The following is a 19608-nucleotide window of genomic DNA, read 5'->3' on the forward strand; positions in this document are numbered from 1 at the left end:
CCCGCTCGGCTGTTGTCTGGAGAGGTAAGGCCTAAGCCTCCACCGGCTCCGGGACGACGATGTTGACGGTCTTGCGTCCGCGCTTGGTGCCGAACTCGACCGCGCCCGCCGCGAGGGCGAACAGGGTGTCGTCACCGCCACGGCCGACGTTCACGCCGGGGTGGAAGTGGGTTCCGCGCTGACGCACCAGGATCTCGCCTGCGTTGACCTTCTGGCCGCCGAACCGCTTGACGCCGAGGCGCTGGGCGTTGGAATCGCGACCGTTCCGGGAGCTGGACGCACCCTTCTTGTGTGCCATAGCTGAATCTCCTCGGGATGTCTTACTTGATGCCGGTGACCTTGATGACCGTCAGCGGCTGACGGTGACCCTGACGCTTGTGGTAGCCGGTCTTGTTCTTGAACTTGTGGATGCGGATCTTCGGGCCCTTGGTCTGCTCGACGACCTCTGCGGCCACGGAGACCTTGGCCAGCTTCGCGGCGTCGGTGGTCAGGTCGGCCCCGTCAACGACGAGAACCGGATCCAGGGCGACGGAAGTACCCGGCTTACCCTCGATCTTCTCGACCTTCACCAGGTCACCGACCGCGACCTTGTACTGCTTTCCGCCGGTCTTGACGATCGCGTACGTTGCCATCGGTCGGCTTCCTCCACTCGAATAAGTACAGTCATGTTTCTTCTCGCGACACAAGTGCGCGACGCGAGATGTGTTCTTGGCTGGCTTGCTGCGCGGGGCGTGGTATAACGCCCATCGCCAGGCAGCGACCGACCAAGGTTACCAGAGCACCCCTTCAACGACACAATCCGCCTGTCGGCAGCCTGCGAGCAACCCTTTGCCAGTGGGGTTTCGGGGCCTTCCGGCACTGCGGCGGACACCTCCGGTGCCGTCGTAAACGCCCCGTCCGTGGCCACCACCCGACGAAGCGGCCGACCGCACCACGAGGGTGCGACCGGCCGCGTCGAAGCTGTCAGCGCGCTACTACGACTCCGCAGGCGGCGGGCCTGCCGGACGGCCCACAGCACGGCGCCGTGGCCGTCGCTGCGGCACCTCGACCGGGGCCGAGGCGGTGAAGTCGACAGTGGGGGCGGGAGCCTGGTCCGCGGGCGGCAGCACGAACACCGCACCGCTGCTGTCCGCGGCGGGCGCGGCGGCCGAACGGGCGACTCTGCGGCGCCGTACGGTGCGAGCGGCCGGAGCCGGCGCACCGTTGGTTACCGCACGATCCTCGGCAGCGGGTGCCGTCGTTTCCGCAGGTGTTTCGGCGACCGGTGTCTCGGCGACCGGCACCGTCTCCGTGACGGTTTCGACGACCTCGACCACCTCGGCCGGTTCGGCGTCCACATCATCGGCGGGCACGGCCACCGCGACGTCGGTGACGACCTCGGTCTCGAGCGGCTCGATATCCGACTCGTCCTCGGTGACCTCCGACTGGTAGCCGGTCACACCCGACTCGTCCTCGTCATCACCGTGATGCGCGGCCATTGCCAAGGCGACCGGGTGCGCCCGCTTGACGGCGATGTCCTCCTCGGACTCGACCGGAACGGTGCCGTTGCTCGCGGCGACCGGCGCGGCGGGTGCCGCAGTCTTGTCACGACCACGACGCCGGCGCGATCCGGTTTCCCGGGTCCCGCGTGCGGCACCGTCGTCGCCGGAGGACGGCTCCACCGGGTAGGCGTGCACCAGGATGCCGCGCCCATGGCAGTGCTCACAGGTGGTCGAGAAGGCCTCGACCAGACCGGTGCCCAGCTTCTTACGGGTCATCTGCACCAAGCCGAGCGAGGTCACCTCGGACACCTGATGGCGGGTGCGGTCACGGCCGAGCGCCTCGGTCAGCCTGCGCAGCACCAGGTCACGGTTCGACTCGAGCACCATGTCGATGAAGTCGACCACGATCATGCCGCCGATATCGCGCAACCGCATCTGGCGCACGATCTCCTCGGCCGCCTCCAGGTTGTTGCGAGTGACCGTCTCTTCCAGGTTGCTGCCGCCGGAACCGGTGAACTTGCCGGTGTTCACGTCGACCACCGTCATCGCCTCGGTGCGGTCGATCACCAGGGTGCCGCCCGAGGGCAGCCACACCTTGCGATCGAGCGCCTTGGCCAGCTGTTCGTCGATCCGGTAGGCCTCGAACACGTCGACGTTGTTGTTGTCGTGCCGGGAGACCCGGGCGAGCATCTCCGGTGCGACGGTGCCGATGTACTTCTCGACCGTGCTCCAGGCCCGGTCACCCTCGATGACGAGCTTGGAGAAGTCCTCGTTGAACAGGTCGCGGATGACCTTGACCAGCAGGTCGGGCTCTTCGTACAGCGTCTTGGGCTGACCGTCGTTCTTGCCTCCGGCAGCCTTCTCGATGGTGCGCCAGGTGGCCTGCAGCCGTTCCACGTCGCGGGCCAGCTCGTCCTCGGCGACGCCCTCGGACGCGGTGCGGATGATCACACCGGCGTCGTTGGGGACGATGTCGCGCAGGATCTCCTTGAGCCGCTTGCGTTCGGTGTCGGGCAGCTTGCGGCTGATACCGGTGGAGGTGCCGCCCGGCACGTACACCAGGAAGCGTCCGGCCAGGCTGATCTGCGTGGTCAGCCGGGCGCCCTTGTGCCCGACCGGGTCCTTGGAGACCTGGACCAGCACCAGTTCGCCTGGCTTGAGCGCCTGTTCGATCTTGCGCTCTTTACCGCCGAGACCGGCGGCCTCCCAGTTCACCTCGCCCGCGTAGAGCACGCCGTTGCGGCCGCGGCCGATGTCGACGAACGCCGCCTCCATGCTGGGCAGCACGTTCTGCACCTTGCCGAGGTAGACGTTGCCGACCATCGACGCGGACCCGGTGCTGGTGACGAAGTGCTCGACCAGGATGTTGTCCTCGAGCACGGCGACCTGGGTGGCGGTCGGGTGATCCGGGAACGCCTTCTCGCGCACCACCATCACCCGGTCCACCGCTTCGCGACGGGCCAGGAACTCCGACTCGGTCAGGATCGGCGGGCGACGCCGGCCGGCCTCGCGGCCGTCGCGCCTGCGCTGCCGCTTGGCCTCGAGCCGGGTGGAACCGGTGATGCCCTGCACCTCGTCGACCGTGGTGGCGCGGGCGCGGCTCTTGTTTCGCGGCTCGCGCTCGTGCACCACGGTGTGCGGCGGGTCGTCCTCGGTGGTGACGGCCTCGGCCTCGGCGGGCTCGCCGGCCACCTTGCGACGGCGGCGACGACGGCGGCGACGGCTCGCGCCCTCCGGCTCGTTCTCGTCGTCGTCGGAGTCGGTGTTGTCGTCGGCGGAGTCGGTCGAGTCCGGGGTGTCGGCGGTGTCGCCGCTCTGCTCGTCCTCGGTGTCGTCCGAGTCGTTCTCGTCGTCGGCGTCGCTGTGCTGTTCCCCGCGACCGCGACCACGGCCACGACGGCCCCGGCGCCTGCGGCGCGGCTGATCGTCGGCATCGCTCTGGTCGGCCGATTCCTGGTCGGCCGACTCCAGGTCGTCCTCGACCGCCTCGGGCTCTTCCTCGGGCTGCGGCTCGACCACCGGCTCTTCGCGGCGCACATCGCGCCCGGTGCGGCGCTTGCGGCGGGTCTGCTCGGCGGCCGCGGCATCCGGCGGCAGGAACAGCGGTGCCTGCACGACAGCGGCGGACTCGAAGACCACCGGCGCCGCGACGTGCGGCTCTTCCCGGACGGGATGGGTGAACAGTTGCACCGACGGCTGGTGCGCGACCTCGTTCGGGTTCTCTGCCCCGGAGTGGCCGATCAGCGGTTCAGGCGCGGAAAAGACCAGTCCGCCGTGGCCCCTGCTGGGCGCGGCGGCAGGCTCTTCCGGAGTCTCGGCCGGTCGCTCGGCCGCGGTCTCGGGCTGGTGTTCGATCGGCGTCGCCGGCTGCTGCGCGACCGGAGTCTCGGCCGCTTGCGCCGCCGGAGCGTCACCTTCCGGCGGGCCGAGCGCGTCGCGGACGGATTCCGCGACAGCCCGGTCGACATTGGATTGCGCGCTGCGCGCGTCGGACCCCAACTCGGTGAGCTTGGCCAGGATGCGCTTACTCGTTACCCCCAGCAGCTTGGCGAGTGCGTGAACTCGGATTCGCTCCGGCAATTGTTCGGCATCCTGTGGTGTTGTTTCCAATGGCTCTTTTTCGGCCACGAAGTCTCCTCGGACCCCCGGGCGCGTCCCTCCCGGTAAGGAGTGAAGCGGCCGACGCGGGGGCACTGTCCGTTCGCCTCACGCCGCTCAGCGCAAGGTCATATGGTCTCGCCCCGCATGTCCGGTTATCACCATGTTGTTCGTCGGTTTGGGCTAACTGGTCACGCGGCGCCTGGCTGTTGGCTGAACTCCGCAGTTGTGAGCGCTCATCCAGCGTGCCGACGCGAACAGCAAGCCCAGCGACCGGGCCTTTTGTCCGTGGCAGCGATGATCGGCATCGAACCGCGGTGTGTCATCCGGCTGCGATGGCCCCGATAGTCCACGTACCTGCGCGAACAGTCGGCATCAAAAGCAGCCGATGTCAGTATCCCATACCGAGCGCCGCGGGCTCACCGCGGCGCACGACTGTGTTCAACTCGCAAACTATTTTCAGGCGGGAAACTCCGGGAACCACAGAGCAATCTCGCGCTTGGCCGATTCGGGCGAATCGGACCCGTGTACCAGGTTCTCTTGCGTCTCCAGGGCGAAGTCTCCGCGAATGCTGCCGGGCACCGCCTTTTCCACCGGATCGGTGCCGCCGGCGAGTTGCCGGAACGCCGCGATCGCGCGCGGCCCCTCCAGGATGGCCGCGACAACCGGGCCGGAGGTGATGAATTCGATCAGGGAGCCGAAGAACGGCTTCTCGGCGTGCTCGGCGTAGTGGCCCTTGGCCAGGTCCTCGGACACATGCTTCAGCTCGAGGGCCGCGATCTTCAGGCCCTTGCGCTCGATTCGTACCAGCACCTCGCCGACGAGGCCACGGGCCACACCGTCCGGCTTGATGAGTACCAACGTCTGCTCAGTCACGGCGCACACTCTAACCGGCACCCCCGCCAGGTACCGAACCAGCGTTCGTCTGGGGGTGCGACAGGGGTCCCGCAGGGTGGTGGCGAGCCCGGCTAGGGGTCAGGAGGAACGCTGGATCCGCTGGCTCGGCAGCAGGCCCTTCTCCATCCGCCCGCGGACGTCCGCGCGCAGCACCAGGATGAACCCCCAGACCACCGCGAACACCACACCGATGATCCCGATGGACAGGTGAATGAAGGTGCCGAGCAGCACGAAAACCTGCAGCCCGAGGTTGAACGACATCGCCCATGACCGGCGCTGCAATCCGGCACCGAGGAACATCACCACGGCGAGCACCACCAGGTAGGTCCCCGAAGCCCACGTCACTCCGCCGCCGACCGAGCCGACGACCGGCAGCGCCAGCAGCACCACGATCGCCTCGAGGATCAGCGTGCCCGCCATCACCCCGCGGAAGCCCTTCCACGGATCGGTCGCGGGTTCGGGCACCGAATCGGGTTGTGCGGTGGGCTCGGTCATGCGGGGTCCTTTCCGAACAGCGCACGCGTCGCGCCCGCCGTCACTACGGAGCCGGTCACCACGACCCCGGCGCCGGACACCATCTCCCCGGACTCGCCGACTTCCTCGGCAATGGCGATCGCGGTCTCCAACGCGTCCGGCAGCGTCGGTGCCGTGATCACCCGCTCGTCGCCGAAGCGCTGCACGGCGAGGTCGGCGAGCAGGTCGACGTCCATCGCGCGCGGCGAACCGTTGGCGGTGACGACGATTTCGTCGAGCACCGGTTCCAGCGCGGTGAGGATGCCGTCGGCGTCCTTGTCGGCGAGCACGGAGACCACACCGACCAGCTTGCGGAAGTCGAACTCCGCGGTCAACGTCGAGGCCAGCGCCTGCGCGCCCGCCGGGTTGTGTGCGGCGTCGATGAAGATGGTCGGCGCGCTGCGCATCCGCTCGAGCCGGCCCGGGCTGGTCACGCTCGCGAAACCCGCACGGATGGCCTCGATGTCGAGCTGCCGGTCGGCACCGGCGCCGAAGAACGCCTCGACCGCCGCGAGCGCGAGCACCGCGTTGCGCGCCTGATGCTCGCCGTGCAGCGGCAGGAAGATCTCGTCGTACACCCCGCCGAGGCCTTGCAGTTCGAGCTGCTGGCCGCCGATCGCGATCTGACGGGCCAGCACCCGGAACTCGCCGCCTTCACGCGCCACCGCGGCGTCTACTTCGACGGCGCGGCGCAGCAGCACCTCCATCGCCTCGGGGTCCTGTTCGGCGATCACCGCGACGGTGTCGCGCGGAATCAGGCTCTCCGGCGCGCGTTTGATGATCCCGGCCTTCTCCCCCGCGATGGAGGTGAGATCGGTGCCGAGGTAGTCGGTGTGGTCCAGCCCGATCGGGGTGATCACCGCGACCTGACCGTCGATCACGTTGGTGGCGTCCCAGGTGCCGCCGAGGCCGGTCTCCACCACCGCCACATCGACGGGCGCTTCGGCGAACGCCGCGTACGCCATGCCGGTGAGCACCTCGAACTTGCTCATCCGCGGCCCGCCCACCTCGGCCGACTGCGCGTCGATCATCTCGATGAACGGCTGCAGCTCGCGGTAGGTCTCCACGTACCTGGCCGGCGTGATCGGCGCGTTGTCGATGCTGATCCGCTCGGTGGCCAGCTGCAGGTGTGGGCTGGTGATCCGGCCGGTGCGCCGGTGCAGCGCGGTGAGCAGCGCGTCGATCATCCTGGTCACCGAGGTCTTGCCGTTGGTGCCCGCGACGTGGATCGCGGGGTAGCTCTGCTGCGGCGAGCCGAGCAGATCCATCAGGGTGGCGATGCGGGTGAGCGACGGCTCGATCTTGGTTTCCGGCCAGCGGGTGTCGAGTTCGGCCTCCACCAGCGCCATTTCGGCCAGCTCGACCGGTGACGGCCCGGAGCTCAGCCGTGGCCCGGCGGCCGGGTGCCGGAGCTCGTCGCCGTACTGGGGTTCGGGTTCGTGGTTCATTTGCTACTCAGTTCCGCGAGCCGGGCACCGATGCGTGCCACCTCGGCGGCGGCGACTTCCTGGCGGTCCTTGATCTTCACGACCACCGGCTCCGGCGCCTTGGCGAGGAAGGCCTCGTTGCCGAGTTTGGCTGTGGTGCCCGCCAATTCCTTCTCAGCGGCGGCCAGGTCCTTCTCGAGGCGACGGCGTTCGGCGTCCAAGTCGACCGCACCCGAGGTGTCCAGCTCGACGGCGAGCTGCTTCTCCACGATGGTCTGGGTGGCGATGCCCGCGTGGTCCATGCCCGGCAGCCACAGCACCTCGTAGCCCTGCATGCGCTTGCGGCGGGTGAGGGCGTCCATGATCGTGTGGTCGAGGGCGTGGCCCATGTGCAGGTTGCCGGTGACGTTCGGCGGCGGCAGCACAATCGAGTAGGGCGGCTTGTCGCTGGTGGCGTCGGCCTCGAAATAGCCAGCGGCTACCCAGCGCTCGTACATCGAGGCCTCTACCTCGCCGGGGTTCCAGCTCTTGGGGAGGGCATCGGCACGATTACGCGAATTGTCAGGGGCTGCGCTGGTCACCCGACGATTCTAGTGGTCGGGCTCAACCGTTTTCCGCAGGGTGCGGGGCGGCGCCGGAATCAATCCCGTCGTGCGGCGATTCGGCGCGCGGTGGCGGCCGGACGGCGGCTGAGCCCGGCGGCCCGCGGCGCGGTGGACAGGCCGAGCCTCGGGTCATGTGAAACTTGCCGACGTGAGTGAGCTCGGCGAATTCCTGAGGGGCAAGCGCGCGTCGATCGCGCCGGAGCAAGTCGGTCTGCCACCCGTCGGCAACCCGCGCCGGGTGAGCGGGCTGCGTCGCGAAGAGGTGGCCCAGTTGGCCGGGCTGAGCGTCGATCAGTACACCCGGCTGGAGCTCGGCCGGGTGACCCATGTCTCGGACGAGGTGCTCGCCGGGATCGCGCGGGCCCTGCTGCTGACCGAGGAGGAAGTGTCCTGCCTGCGGCGACTGGGGTCGCGGCACCGGTTGCCGCACAACGAGATTGCCCGGGATCCGGACAAAAAGTAAGGCGGAGTCTTCGGTGGATGAGGGACACCGAAGACTCCGCCTACACCAGAAAGCTTACCGTCCCAGCTGGAAGGGTTCTCGAATCCATAAGCAATTCTCAGCTTCCGGCATTTTCTACCCCTGATCTCCGGATTAACCGGTCGAAACGGGCATCTGGGCGGCCGCTTGCGCCAGGTCGACATTGATCGCGACCGCCGCCGAATAGCCCGCCGACGCCGCGCCGACGACCTGGGCTGCGGGGTTCGCGACGTTGCCCGCTGCCCAGACGCCCGGCACGCTGGTCCGCCCGGACGGGTCGGCGATCACCCAGCCCTTCTCGTCGAAGTCACAACCCAGGGCGTGCAGCAGGTCGGCGTTGGGCACGAAGGTAGGCGCGACGAACATGGCCGAGCAGGGCACCGCGCGTCCGTCGGCCAGTTCCACGCCGCGCAAGGTGCCGTCGACGACGAGTCGAGCGACCTCGCCCTCGACGATGCGGACGCCGCGCGCGGTGAGCTGGGCCCGATCGGTGTCGGGCAACTCCATGGTGTGCTGGAACAAGGTCACCTCGGCCGACCACTGCGGTAGCACCAGAGCCAGGTGCGGCACCCGTGGATCGGCACCGCCGAGCAGACCGAGCGGCTGATGGCGCACCTCGTAGCCGTGGCAGTACGGGCAGTGCAGCACGTCGATGCCCCACCGCTCGCGCACGCCGGGCAGGTCCGGCAGCTCATCGCGCAGACCCGTGGCGACCAGGATGCGCTGTGCGGTAAGGGTCCGCCCGCTTGCCAGTCGAACGGTGAAATCATCATCGGGGCCGGGCTTTTCGGCGCTGGTCACGATGTCGTCAATCAGCTCGCCGCCGTATCCGGCGACTTCCGCCGCGCCTCGCTCCAGTAGCTCGCCCGGCGACATGCCGTCTCGGGTGAGGAATCCGTGCATGTGTTCGGCGGGGGCGTTGCGTGGCGCACCACCTCGCACTACCGCCACCGTGCGCATGGACCTGGTCAGCACCAGCGCTGCGGACAGTCCCGCCGCGCCCCCGCCGACGACCACTACGTCGTACTTCTCGCTCATGCCTCCGCCTCGCTGACGCTCGGCTCCGGCACGAGCGAATGCTCGGCTGTGTCCATTGTTCGCTCGCTTCGCTCGCTCATCTAGCGATCACCTCCACTGAAGAGGTTGCCGGTCTCGTCGCGATTACAGCAACTTATATTGCCGTTTCCGGGAATTCGAGGTGCACTGGAGTCATGCAGAACCAGCCGACCATCGCCGCCGCGCTCGCCGACATCGGTCCGCGGCTCAAGGCGGCGCGCACGCACCGCGATGTCACGCTGACGGCGTTGGCGGAGTCCACCGGGATCTCCAAGAGCACCCTGTCCCGGCTGGAGTCCGGGCAGCGCCGCGCCAGTCTGGAACTCCTGTTGCCGATCGCGCTGGCCCTGCAGGTGCCGCTGGACGAACTCGTCGCCGCACCGAGGATCGCCGACCCCCGCGTGCATGCTCCGGCACGAAAGGTGAACGGTATCACCGTGTTTCCGCTCACTCGTCAGCCAGGACCGTTGCAGGCATTCAAGATGGTGATGCCCGCCGACCGCACCGAGCCGGAGCCGCGCGTGCACGAAGGGTACGAGTGGCTGTACGTACTGTCCGGTCGGCTACGGATGGTGCTCGGCGAGCACGACATCGTCCTCGGACCTGGCGAAGCCGCCGAATTCGATACCCGGCAACCACATTGGTTCGGCTCCACCGGCCGCGGCCCGGTCGAAATTCTCAGCCTCTTCGGGAGCCAGGGCGAGCGCATGCACGTCCGCGCGCGCAGCCGCGGCGGCCGATCGGGATAGTCACGATTCGACCGCGCCCGTATTGTCCGTTGTTGCGATATCGGCCGCGGATGCGGAGGCTGGAGGGTGTGAGTGAAAAATCAGGGTTTTCCCCGTTGCCGGAACAAGTCCGGCTAGGGACTCTGGAAGAGGTGAACCCTCCGCTCGTCGTGCTGCCACCGCACCCCCCCGAGGCGATATCGTCTTTCCTCGCACCGGATGCCGTGCACGATCTGCGCGGCCGGGTCATCGATGAATTGCAGTATCCGCCGATGGCGGCGCTGGTCGTCGCCGGGATACCGGGGGCGGGCAAGAGCACGGTGCTGCGCCGGTTCTTCGGCGCCACCACCGAGGCCGAAGACCCCTCCGGCGGGCCGGAGGGATCGCTCGTGCTGGACTCGCTGCAAGCCCGGAATCGGTTGCGGCACCGGCTCGGCTGGCTGCCGTATTCGCTGTGGCGGCCGGTCGTCCATGTCGTGCACTTCGCGGGAATTCGTCGGGCACTGCGGGATACGGAGGGACCGGTGGTCATCCACGACTGTGCCACCACCGGCTGGGCGCGGTGGATCATCGCCCTCTGGGCCGCGGGGTACGGCAGGGAGCTGCACGTGATCCTGCTCGATGTGCCCGCCGCGGTGGCCCGCGCCGGGCAGCAGGCGCGCGGGCGGCGGTCCAATCGAATGACCTTCGTGCTGCACTGCTTTCGCTGGCGGCGGTTGATGCAGCGACTGCGGGCGGGTGGCGGTCTGCGGCCCGCGCCCGAGTCACTGGTGATCGTCGACCGGAGCAACATCAATCAGATGAACCGGGTCACCTTCGCCGCGTAGAAGACCCGTTCCCGCCAGTCGGCGCGAAGGGTCGGATCGGTGAAAGCCCTGTGACACCATTCGTTTCCCGCCTGCGCGGGAACCGGGCGATGCAAGCTCAGGGAACCAGCACTGTCAGCGCACTCGGTACGGCACGGATGGTGATCGGTAACGTGCCTGCGGGTTCACCGTCGGCGGTCGCCGGGGCGCCAGGCGCGGTCAGGGTGATCTCGGCGGCGCGATACTGCTTGACCTCCGGGTGATTCTGCCGTTTGCCCGCGGACAGTGCGGGCAGCAGCCGCAGCATCTCCACCCGGGACAGACCGCCGACCACGGTGAGGTCGAGCAGGCCGTCGTCCAGCACCGCATCCGGGCAGATCAGCATGCCGCCGCCGTAGGTGCGGGTATTGCCGACCGCGACCATCACCGCGTTGGTCGCCACTTCCGAACCCGCCCCCGGGTTCGTCAGCCCCTCGGTGACCGCGCCGGTCAGCTCGACCCGATAGGGCACGGTGAAGCGGCCGGAGATCTCTGCCAGCGCGGCGACGGTGTAGCGCAGACGACCCTTGGGCCAGCGCATAGCGTTGGCGCGCAAGGTAACTCGGGCGTCGAACCCGGTGCCGGTGACGGTGACGAACCACATCGGCGCCGATCCCGGCGCGGACGGTTCGATCCGGCCGAGGTCGATGGTCCGGACCTTCCCGTCTGCCACCAGGTCGGCCGCGGCGACCGGATCCTCGGTGGGCACGCCCAGTTCCCGGGCGAGGTCGTTGCCGGTACCCGCCGGGACCATGCCGAGCGGCACACCCGTGTGCGCGACGGCGTCGAGGGTCACGTTGATCAGGCCGTCGCCGCCGATGCAGACCACCGCGTCGCCGTTGCCCTGCGCGATCGAGTCCCGCACCAGCCGAACCGTTTCGGCGGCCGACGGCGCGCGCACCTCGGCGACGTCGACACCGCGTGCCCGCAACTGTGCCATCGCCGCATCCGCGACGTCGTGTCCTGCACGCGGGTTGGTCACCACGGTGACGGCACGCACGGTTCGGATCGAATTCTGCGTCACGGGATCAGCTTTCCAGGATTGAGGATGCCCGCCGGGTCCAATTCGGCCTTCACGGCGCGCAATACGCGGACACCGAGATCGCCGACCTCGGCGGGCAGCCATGGGCGGTGGTCGGTGCCGACCGCGTGATGGTGGGTGATGGTGCCGCCGTTGGCCACGATCGCGTCGCCGACAGCCTGTTTCGCCGTGTGCCACTGCGCGATCGGATCATCGAGCTGCTTGGCGACGACGGTGAAGTACAGCGATGCACCGGTCGGGTACGTGTGCGAGATGTGGCACATGACCAGCGGCGGGGTGCCCTGCCCGGTGAGCGAATCGGTCAGCGCGGCAGTCACCTTCGCCTTGAGCGTAGCGAGGTTCGCCCAGGTCGTCGCGGTCTCCAGCGTTTCGCACAGCACGCCGACGTCCAGCAGCGCATCGCGCATGTACGGCGCGCCGAAGCGGCCGTGTTCCCATTCCCTGGCCGGAGTTTCGCCGAGCGCGGTGCCGCCCGCCGCGGTGAGCAAGGCGCTCGCCTCGGTGCTGCGTGCCGCGACATGCGCCGCGGTGCCCTCGAAGGTGGTGATGGCCAGGCAGCCGGCGATCGCGTTGCCGCCGATATCGCTGGAGCGGGCCAGATTGACCCCGGTCTCGGCCTCGTCGGACAGACGAAGCACCGTCGGTGCGGCACCCGCCTGCACGACCGAACGCAGTGCGGCGGCGCCGGTTTCGAAGTCGGGGAACGACCACCCTTGGTAGGCAGTGGTTTCCGGTACGGGGTGGACGCGCACGGTGACCTCGGTGATCACACCGAGCGCGCCTTCCGAGCCGACGAACAGCTCACGCAGGTCCGGGCCCGCCGCCGAGGCGGGCGGACGGCCGAGTTCCAGTGTGCCGGTGGGGGTGGCGATCTTCAGCCGCTGCACCATGTCGTCGAACCGCCCGTACCCCGCCGAGGCCTGCCCGGACGACCGGGTGGCGGCGAACCCGCCGATGCTGGCGAATTCGAAGCTCTGCGGGAAATGGCCGAGCGAAAGCCCTTGCGCCCGAAGCAGTTCCTCCGCGCGCGGGCCGGTGAGCCCGGCCCCGAGGGTGGCCATGCCGCTTACGGGGTCGATCTCGGACACCGCGTCGAGTCTGCGCAGGTCCACCGCGATCACGGTGTCGAAGCGGCCGCGCACTGGATCGACGCCGCCGACCACGCTGGTGCCGCCGCCGAACGGCACGACCGCGATGGCGTGCTCGGCGCAGTAGGCCAGCACGGCGAGCACCTGGTCGTGATCGGCGGGGAAGACGAGGGCGTCCGGGGCGTCCTGCGGGCCCTCGGCACGGCGACGCAGCAGGTCAGGGGTGCTCTTGCCGCCGGCGTGCCGTAAGCGGTCGCGGTGGTCGGTCGAGACGTTGTCCGCGCCGACCACCTCGACCAACCCGTCTCGTCGGGTAGGCGTCAGCGCCGACTCTCGAAGTGGCACTTCGCCCTCATCGCGGCGCGCCACCGGGTCGCCGGACACTCCGAACACCTGCGTGAGGAGGCCCCGGATCTGTGCCGATAGCGGCTTGTGTCCGGCCGGAATGCCCCAGGCATCCCAGACCATACTCGCCACGGCCTCGGCTGCGCCCGAGTTTTCCGCCGGAGCCGATGCGTCGCCGGGGTACTTCTGCGTCTCGACCATGCGTTACAGTTTGACATAGAATGTCAAGCAGTAACGAGCCAAGCTCACCGAGGTGAACCTTTGACCGCTCCCGACGACCCGCTTTCCGCCATCGATCTCGCGATCCTCGATGCCGCCCGCCGCTGCGTGGCGGAGTTCGGCGTGCGCCGCACCACCCTCACCGAGGTGGCCCGGCGCGCGGGCGTCAGCAGGCCGACCGTCTACCGACGCTGGCCCGACACCGGGGCGCTGGTCGCCGAGCTGCTGGTCCGCGAGCTGCGCGCGATCGTCGACGCCACCATGCCCACCGGGGGTCCCGGCCGCACCCGGCTGGTCACCGGCATCGTCGCGGGAGCCGCGAAGGTTCGCTCGAACCCGTTGTTCGGCAAGATCTTCCGTGCCGACACCGACCTGATGCTCACCTATGTCTTCGGCCGCCTCGGCCGCAACCAGCGCGCGCTGATCGAGCTGTTCGCCACGGGCATCCGAGCGGGCCAGCAAGACGGGTCCATTCGCGACGGCGACCCCGTGCAGCTGGCCACCATGCTCCTGCTGATCGCGCAATCCGCGGTTCAGTCGGCAGGCACGGTCGAACCACTGCTCGCCGGAGCCGACCTGGACACGGAGCTGTCCCACGCACTCGACGGCTATCTCGTGCCGGCCGATCGGCACGGCACCGACCTCGGAAAGGCATTGCGATGACCAGGAATTCGGTTGTCACCGGCGACTCGGCCCTCAACGCGGAACGCCGCACCAGGGAGCTGCGGCAGCTCGGTGACGGGCGCGAGATCGACGTCCTGGTGATCGGCGGCGGTGTCACCGGTGTCGGCGCCGCGCTCGACGCGGTGGCGCGCGGGCTGCGCACGGTGCTGGTGGAGCGACACGACCTTGCGTTCGGTACCAGCCGGTGGAGTTCGAAGCTGGTGCACGGTGGGCTGCGGTATCTGGCCAGCGGTCAGGTCGGCATCGCGCACGAGAGCGCCGTGGAGCGCGGCATTCTGATCCGCACCACGGCGCCGCATCTCGTCCGTCCGCTGCCCCAGCTGGTACCGCTGCTGCCCGGCATCGGAGCCGCGCAGAGTGCGCTGGTGCGGGTGGGTTTCCTGGCGGGTGACGCGCTGCGCCGCGGAGCGGGCACCCCGGCCGCGATCCTGCCCCGCTCGCGCCGGGTCGCGGCCGCCGAGGCGCTGCGGCTCGCACCGACCGTGCGCCGCGACGGGCTGCGCGGCGGGCTCCAGTCGTGGGACGGTCAGCTCGTCGACGATGCCCGCCTGGTGGTCGCGTTGGCGCGTACCGCGGCAGCGCACGGGGCGACGGTGCTCACCCGCATGGAAGCCCTTGACGTGAACGGCAACTCGGCCCGACTGCGGGACACACTGACCGGCGAGACCATGTCCGTGCGCGCCCGCGCTGTCGTCAACGCCACCGGTGTGTGGGCCGGCGAGGTCGATCCCAGCATCGAGTTGCGCCCCAGCCGCGGCACCCACCTGGTGTTCGACGCCGCGTCGTTCGGCGGGCTCACCGCCTCGCTGACCGTCCCGGTGCCGGGCAGCACCAGCCGTTTCGTCTTCGCCTTCCCCGCCGCGCACGGCCGCGTGTACCTGGGCCTGACCGACGAGGACGCCCCCGGTCCGGTCCCGGACGAGCCGAAACCCACCGAGTCCGAGATCGACTTCCTGCTCGACACCATCAACACCGCGCTGCGTGAACCGTTGACCCGTGCCGACATTCGCGGCACCTACGCGGGCCTGCGTCCGCTGCTGAAGACCGCCGACGACAGCACCGCCGACATCTCCCGCAAGCACGCGGTCCTGCACTCCCCCACCGGAGTCATCACCATCGTCGGCGGCAAACTCACCACCTACCGCCAGATGGCCGAGGACGTCATCGATGCGGCCGTCACCCGCGCCGGACTCACCGCGGGCCCGTGCCGCACCAACCGACTTCCGTTGGTGGGCGCGGTGTCCGGCGCCGCGCGCGATCGCATCGACGCGCCCCCGGTGCTGATCGACCGCTACGGCAGCGAAGCAGCGACCGTTCTCGCTGCCGCCCAACACAATCCGGCACTGGCCCAACCGGTGACACCCGGAATAGACGTCACCGCAGCGGAATTCCACTTCGCCGTCACCCACGAAGGCGCACTCGACGCCGACGACCTGCTCGACCGCCGCACCCGGATCGGCCTGATCGCCGAAGACCGCGCAGCCGCCACCCCAGCCGCGGTGGCCGCTCTGGCACCGGCCACCTAGGTCCCTGCGCGACTACCAAAGGTTGCGGCCACAGCCGCACACCTTCTGAGGTCCCGCACTCGGACTCGCCGCCCTGACACGCGTGCGGATGCCGAAGTGGGTGCGGCTGTGGCGGGGTGGAACCGCGGCGGTCGGTGCAGCGGCCACTCAGGTGCTGGGGGGCCGTTCAGGTTTCCGAGACGGATCCGTCGAACGTCCACGAGTCGATATCGGCGCACATAATGGCACGCGGCCAGTCGTCCAGGCCGTGAGCCGCTTCGGCGGCGCGGATGGCGTGCAGACCCGGTGTCTGCTCCTCTTCGGGCAGGTAGCGGAAGCCGAGGCGCTCGTAGTACGGGCCGTTCCAGGCGACGTCGACGAAGGTGGTGAGGGTGATGGACTGCATGCCATGGTCTTTGGCCCAGAACACGGCGTGGTCGATGAGCTGCTTGCCGATCCGGCGGCCCCGGTGGTCGGGGTGCACCGACACCTGATCGATGTGCGCCATCTGGTCGACGACGCCGAGGACCAGATAACCGATCGGGTGGTCGCCGTCGTCGGTCCAGACCCACGCGCGTCCGGCGCGCTGGAATTCGCGCAAGGTTTCTAAGGGCGGCGGTTCATCCTCCGCCACGGCTGTCATACCGATTTCCGCGAACGGTCTACCCGCTGCGATCTCGATATCCTGCAGGACTGGCAAGTCGTCGTCGGTCGCCGGTCGGATCACGGACACCTTCGCATCATAGAGATCAGGTGGCGGGCGTGGCGAGAATGCCCTCGATCAGCACCCGAAGTGCCCATCGGGCACGCTGGTCTCCCTCGCCCGACATCATGGTGTCTCCCAGGGCCACGATCATCGGATAGCGCTCGGCCGGCAGCGCGGCGAAGCGCTCGCGGACCTCGGCGAGGTGCGCCTCGGCGCGCATCCCTTTGGTGTTGTAGGCGCTCTGTTCGGCGGCGACCGCGGTGATGTGCAGGAACAGCAGGTCGACGGCCCACGAGTTGGTGCGCTCGTCCACCCCGCCCTCGGCGAGCAGGGCCAGCATCCGATCGACGAGCACGAGTGCGTTCGTCCCGGTCGGGATCGCTCCGAGCGCAACGAGCGCCAGTCCCTCGTGCCGGCTCATCGCTACGACCGCAGCCTCCACCAGGGCGAACAGTCGTTCGCGCCAGGTGCCGCCGGTCGGTTCCTCGATCGTGCCGAGCACGTGGTCGAGCATGGCGGCCATCAGGTCGTCGCGGTTGGCGACGTAGACGTAGAGCGAGGCCGCGCCGGTGTCGAGTTCCTGGGCGACGCGGCGCATGGTCAGCGCGGCTTGGCCGTCCTGATCGAGAACGCGCAGGCCGGTTTCGATGATCACGTCGCGGCTCAGCGGTGCCTTCGCCGGGCGAGCTCGGCGGCTGACAGGTGCTGGATTCATGACCACGCCTCGCTCGGCCGTGCCGAAACCACCTGCTCGCTTTCCGCGCTCGCTCATGGCGTCGAGCATACGCGTTGAACGAACGCCGTTTGACACGAACAGTGTTCGTTTCGTAGTGTCTTCGCAACGAACATCGTTCGTAACGATCAAAGTTCGATCATTCTCCTCCACCTCGAAGGAGGTGTCCCATGACCATCCCCACCCAGTCCACAGCGGCGAACCACCAGGTCAACAGCCGCATGTGGGCAATACTCGCCGTCATCCTCGCGGCCGACATCCTCGACCTGCTCGACGCGACGATCACCAACATCGCCGCTCCCACGATCGCCGCGGACCTGCGCGGCGGGCAGGCCCTGATCCAGTGGCTCGGCGCGAGCTACGCCCTCGCTTTGGGCGTGCTGCTCGTCGTCGGCGGCCGGCTCGGCGACCGCTTCGGTAAGCGCCGCCTGTTCCTGATCGGGCTCGCCGGGTTCACCGTCGCCTCGGTCGCCTGCGGCCTGGCCTTCGATCCGGTCTCGATCATCGTGGCCCGGCTGGTGCAAGGCGCGTTCGGTGCGCTGCTCATCCCGCAGGGTTTCGGCATCCTCACCGCGGTGTTCCCGCGTGAACAACTGGGCAAGGCGTTCAGCGTCTTCGGCCCGGCTCTGGGCCTTTCCGCGGTGGGCGGGCCGATCGTGGCCGGCTTACTGATCGATGCCGATCTGTTCGACCTCGGTTGGCGCGCCATGTTCCTGATCAATATCGGGCTGGGCGGCGCTGCGTTCGCCGCCGCTTATCGCCTGCTACCGCCCGACACCGGTGACCGCACCATCGCCATCGACGGGCTCGGCGCGGCACTGCTCGGTGTCGCCATGTTCGGTGCGCTGTTCGGGCTGATCGACGGTGCGGCCAGCGGCTGGACCGTGCTGCCGCTGGGCTGTCTCCTCGGCAGCCTGGTCTGCTTCGGCCTGTTCATCCGGCGTCAGCTGACCGCCGCGGAACCGCTGATCCGGCCGACGCTGTTCCAGAACCGCGGCTTCACCTCCGGACTGCTGCTCGGACTGGTGTTCTTCGCCGCGGTGTCCGGATTGCTCTTCGTGCTGTCGCTGTTCCTGCAAACCGGGCTCGGCTACAGCCCGACCGGCGCCGCGCTCGGTCTCGCGCCGCTGGCCGTGGGCATCGTGCTCGCCTCGATCGCGGCGCATCAGTACATCGCCCGGCTCGGCCGCAATCTCATCTTGATCGGCTTGCTGATCACCCTTGTCGGCATCGGGCTGCTGCTCGTGCTGGCGCTGACCGCGGGAACAACCGTCGGGCCGTGGGCGCTCGCCGCGCCCGTCTTGGTCCTCGGGCTCGGCATGGGTACCTGCTTCGGCACCGTCTACCAAGTCACCATCGGTGATATCGAGCAGGCTGAAACCGGCAGTGCCAGTGGGTCTCTCACTGCCGTGCAGCAACTCGCGAATGCCATCGGCGCGGCCGCCGTCACCACGGTGTACTTCCACACCGTCGGCTCGGGGCAGGCGCACGCATTGATCGTCAGCCTGGTGCTGGTTGCCGTGGGCACCGTCGTCTGCTGCGCATTCGTTCGGCTGATGCCGCGTAACGCACCGGCCGAGCTCTGACCCACCCGCTATGAACGTCCGCCAACGACGATCAGCACCCAATTAACTACTCACCAAGGACTTCTCATGATTCTCGTTACCGGCGGCCGCGGCGCGGTCGCTACCAACCTGCTCGACCTGTTGCGCGCCGACGGCCTCGCCGTCCGTGTCGGATCCGCCCACCCCGAGCAGCTCGGAGTTCCCGCGGACGTGCCGACTGTCGCCTGTGACCTGACCGATCCGACCACTTTCCCCGCGGCCCTCGCCGACGTCACCTCGGTATTCCTGTACGCGGAGGGCACAACCATCAGCGAATTCGTCACCACCGCAACCGAATCCGATGTCGAGCACATCGTCCTGCTGTCGTCGTCCTCGGTGCTCGATCCCGACGCCGCGACCAACCCGGTCGCGAAATCACATCTCGACGCCGAACTCGGACTCGCCGACGCCCCGATGACCGTCAGCGTGCTGCGCCCGGGGGCCTTCGCAGGCAATGCCCGTAGCTGGGCCTGGGCGATCAAGGCAGGTCAACCGATCAGCCTGCCGTACCCGAACGCGTACGGCGATCCGATCCACGAGCTCGATATCGCCGAGGCCGCGTATGCCCTGCTCGCCAAGCCGGACTCGCGGGGCGGCCAGTACCACCTGACCGGTCCCGAGACCCTCACCTTCACCGAGCAGCTCGACCGCGTCGCCCAGGTCATCGGCCGCACCATCGCCATCGACCACGTGACTCCCGAAGCGTGGAAACACCAGATGGCCGAGCACATTCCCGCTCATTTCGCCGACGGTCTGCTCGCATACTGGCGTCGCTGCGACGGCGTCCCGAGTCCAATCACCGACGATGTCAGCACCCTCACCGGGCGACCGGCGCGCAGCTTCACCAGCTGGCTCGAGGAGAACGCCGCCGTATTCACCGGCTGAACTTGTGCCATTGATCCGTTTCCGACAGCCGCACATCCGGCTGTCGGAAACGTTTGCACCGACCGACGACACGGGCGACGCGCGGACTGGTGCTCGAGCCGAGTGTCGGCGAGATGGTCGCCACACTTGCGCCCCGGACCGAATAGGACGAACGCCACCACCGCCT

General features: G+C 68.7%; 19 protein-coding genes and 1 pseudogene. 7 read left to right on the plus strand and 13 right to left on the minus strand.

All coding sequences use genetic code 11. The features are described 5' to 3' along the window. Positions 1-31: 31 nt before the first annotated feature. The 8 genes and pseudogenes from rpmA to IBX18_RS42465 all read right to left on the minus strand — a co-directional run. On the minus strand, positions 32-298 hold the full coding sequence (gene rpmA, locus IBX18_RS33685) for a 50S ribosomal protein L27 (protein ID WP_040732806.1): 267 nt from the start codon (positions 296-298) through the stop codon (positions 32-34). A gap of 22 nt (positions 299-320) precedes the next feature. Next, on the minus strand, positions 321-632 hold the full coding sequence (gene rplU, locus IBX18_RS33690) for a 50S ribosomal protein L21 (RefSeq protein ID WP_040732804.1): 312 nt from the start codon (positions 630-632) through the stop codon (positions 321-323). Between the two features lie 342 nt (positions 633-974). Further along, a complete protein-coding gene (locus IBX18_RS33695; protein WP_194837522.1) occupies positions 975-4109 on the minus strand; it encodes a translation initiation factor IF-2 N-terminal domain-containing protein in 3135 nt (1044 codons plus the stop codon). A 429-nt stretch (positions 4110-4538) separates the two neighbouring features. Further along, a complete protein-coding gene (gene ndk, locus IBX18_RS33700; RefSeq protein ID WP_107654803.1) occupies positions 4539-4955 on the minus strand; it encodes a nucleoside-diphosphate kinase in 417 nt (138 codons plus the stop codon). A 99-nt stretch (positions 4956-5054) separates the two neighbouring features. Further along, the gene (locus IBX18_RS33705) at positions 5055-5471 is read right to left on the minus strand and encodes a DUF4233 domain-containing protein (RefSeq protein WP_147128828.1); all 417 of its coding nucleotides are present in this window, start codon (positions 5469-5471) and stop codon (positions 5055-5057) included. Further along, positions 5468-6838, minus strand: a complete 1371-nt coding sequence (locus IBX18_RS33710; RefSeq protein WP_228542243.1) for a folylpolyglutamate synthase/dihydrofolate synthase family protein — start codon at positions 6836-6838, stop codon at positions 5468-5470. The genes IBX18_RS33705 and IBX18_RS33710 overlap by 4 nt, the downstream gene beginning before the upstream one ends. 95 nt (positions 6839-6933) lie before the next feature. Then, positions 6934-7185 (minus strand): hypothetical protein, encoded by a 252-nt coding sequence (locus tag IBX18_RS42460; RefSeq protein WP_306796545.1) that lies wholly within the window; start codon positions 7183-7185, stop codon positions 6934-6936. Beyond that, a pseudogene (locus tag IBX18_RS42465) lies at positions 7162-7497 on the minus strand (class I tRNA ligase family protein); the annotation flags it as partial. The pseudogene IBX18_RS42465 and the gene IBX18_RS42460, both read right to left, overlap by 24 nt. Positions 7498-7669: 172 nt before the next feature. Here IBX18_RS42465 and IBX18_RS33720 point away from each other — a divergent pair. Further along, positions 7670-7984: a helix-turn-helix transcriptional regulator gene (locus IBX18_RS33720; protein ID WP_240771706.1), complete on the plus strand. Its 315-nt coding sequence runs from the start codon at positions 7670-7672 to the stop codon at positions 7982-7984. 132 nt (positions 7985-8116) lie between these two features. Here the strand turns inward: IBX18_RS33720 and IBX18_RS33725 are convergent, their stop codons facing one another. Next, complete coding sequence (locus tag IBX18_RS33725; RefSeq protein WP_194837524.1) at positions 8117-9040, minus strand: NAD(P)/FAD-dependent oxidoreductase; 924 nt, start codon at positions 9038-9040, stop codon at positions 8117-8119. A 173-nt stretch (positions 9041-9213) separates the two neighbouring features. Here IBX18_RS33725 and IBX18_RS33730 point away from each other — a divergent pair, with 173 nt between their 5' ends. Both IBX18_RS33730 and IBX18_RS33735 read left to right on the plus strand, forming a co-directional pair. Beyond that, positions 9214-9807 (plus strand): helix-turn-helix domain-containing protein, encoded by a 594-nt coding sequence (locus IBX18_RS33730; protein ID WP_194837525.1) that lies wholly within the window; start codon positions 9214-9216, stop codon positions 9805-9807. Between the two features lie 131 nt (positions 9808-9938). Then, positions 9939-10613, plus strand: coding sequence for an AAA family ATPase (locus tag IBX18_RS33735; RefSeq protein WP_306796528.1), 675 nt, complete (start codon positions 9939-9941; stop codon positions 10611-10613). 97 nt (positions 10614-10710) lie between these two features. Here the strand turns inward: IBX18_RS33735 and IBX18_RS33740 are convergent, their stop codons facing one another. Next, positions 10711-11655, minus strand: coding sequence for a diacylglycerol kinase (locus IBX18_RS33740; protein WP_306796529.1), 945 nt, complete (start codon positions 11653-11655; stop codon positions 10711-10713). Continuing rightward, positions 11652-13229 carry an FAD-binding oxidoreductase gene (locus tag IBX18_RS33745; RefSeq protein WP_194837689.1) on the minus strand — a complete coding sequence of 526 codons (1578 nt, stop codon included), beginning with the start codon at positions 13227-13229 and terminating at the stop codon, positions 11652-11654. The genes IBX18_RS33740 and IBX18_RS33745 overlap by 4 nt, the downstream gene beginning before the upstream one ends. Before the next feature lie 138 nt (positions 13230-13367). Here IBX18_RS33745 and IBX18_RS33750 point away from each other — a divergent pair, with 138 nt between their 5' ends. Beyond that, positions 13368-13988 carry a TetR/AcrR family transcriptional regulator gene (locus tag IBX18_RS33750; protein ID WP_194837527.1) on the plus strand — a complete coding sequence of 207 codons (621 nt, stop codon included), beginning with the start codon at positions 13368-13370 and terminating at the stop codon, positions 13986-13988. Continuing rightward, positions 13985-15535 carry a glycerol-3-phosphate dehydrogenase/oxidase gene (locus IBX18_RS33755; RefSeq protein ID WP_194837528.1) on the plus strand — a complete coding sequence of 517 codons (1551 nt, stop codon included), beginning with the start codon at positions 13985-13987 and terminating at the stop codon, positions 15533-15535. The genes IBX18_RS33750 and IBX18_RS33755 overlap by 4 nt, the downstream gene beginning before the upstream one ends. A 166-nt stretch (positions 15536-15701) precedes the next feature. Here IBX18_RS33755 and IBX18_RS33760 read toward each other — a convergent pair whose 3' ends face one another. Further along, the gene (locus IBX18_RS33760; protein WP_306796530.1) at positions 15702-16247 is read right to left on the minus strand and encodes a GNAT family N-acetyltransferase; all 546 of its coding nucleotides are present in this window, start codon (positions 16245-16247) and stop codon (positions 15702-15704) included. Positions 16248-16263: 16 nt separating this feature from the next. Further along, positions 16264-16992, minus strand: coding sequence for a TetR/AcrR family transcriptional regulator (locus IBX18_RS33765; protein WP_228542186.1), 729 nt, complete (start codon positions 16990-16992; stop codon positions 16264-16266). Between the two features lie 131 nt (positions 16993-17123). Between IBX18_RS33765 and IBX18_RS33770 the strand changes: the two genes are divergently transcribed. Further along, positions 17124-18539, plus strand: a complete 1416-nt coding sequence (locus IBX18_RS33770) for an MFS transporter (protein WP_228542187.1) — start codon at positions 17124-17126, stop codon at positions 18537-18539. Positions 18540-18605: 66 nt separating this feature from the next. After that, entirely contained in the window at positions 18606-19442 is an 837-nt protein-coding gene (locus IBX18_RS33775) for an SDR family oxidoreductase (RefSeq protein ID WP_194837529.1), read from the plus strand. The last annotated feature ends 166 nt before the right edge of the window (positions 19443-19608 follow it).

The organism is Nocardia sp. XZ_19_369 (assembly GCF_015355715.1).
GTDB lineage: Bacteria > Actinomycetota > Actinomycetes > Mycobacteriales > Mycobacteriaceae > Nocardia.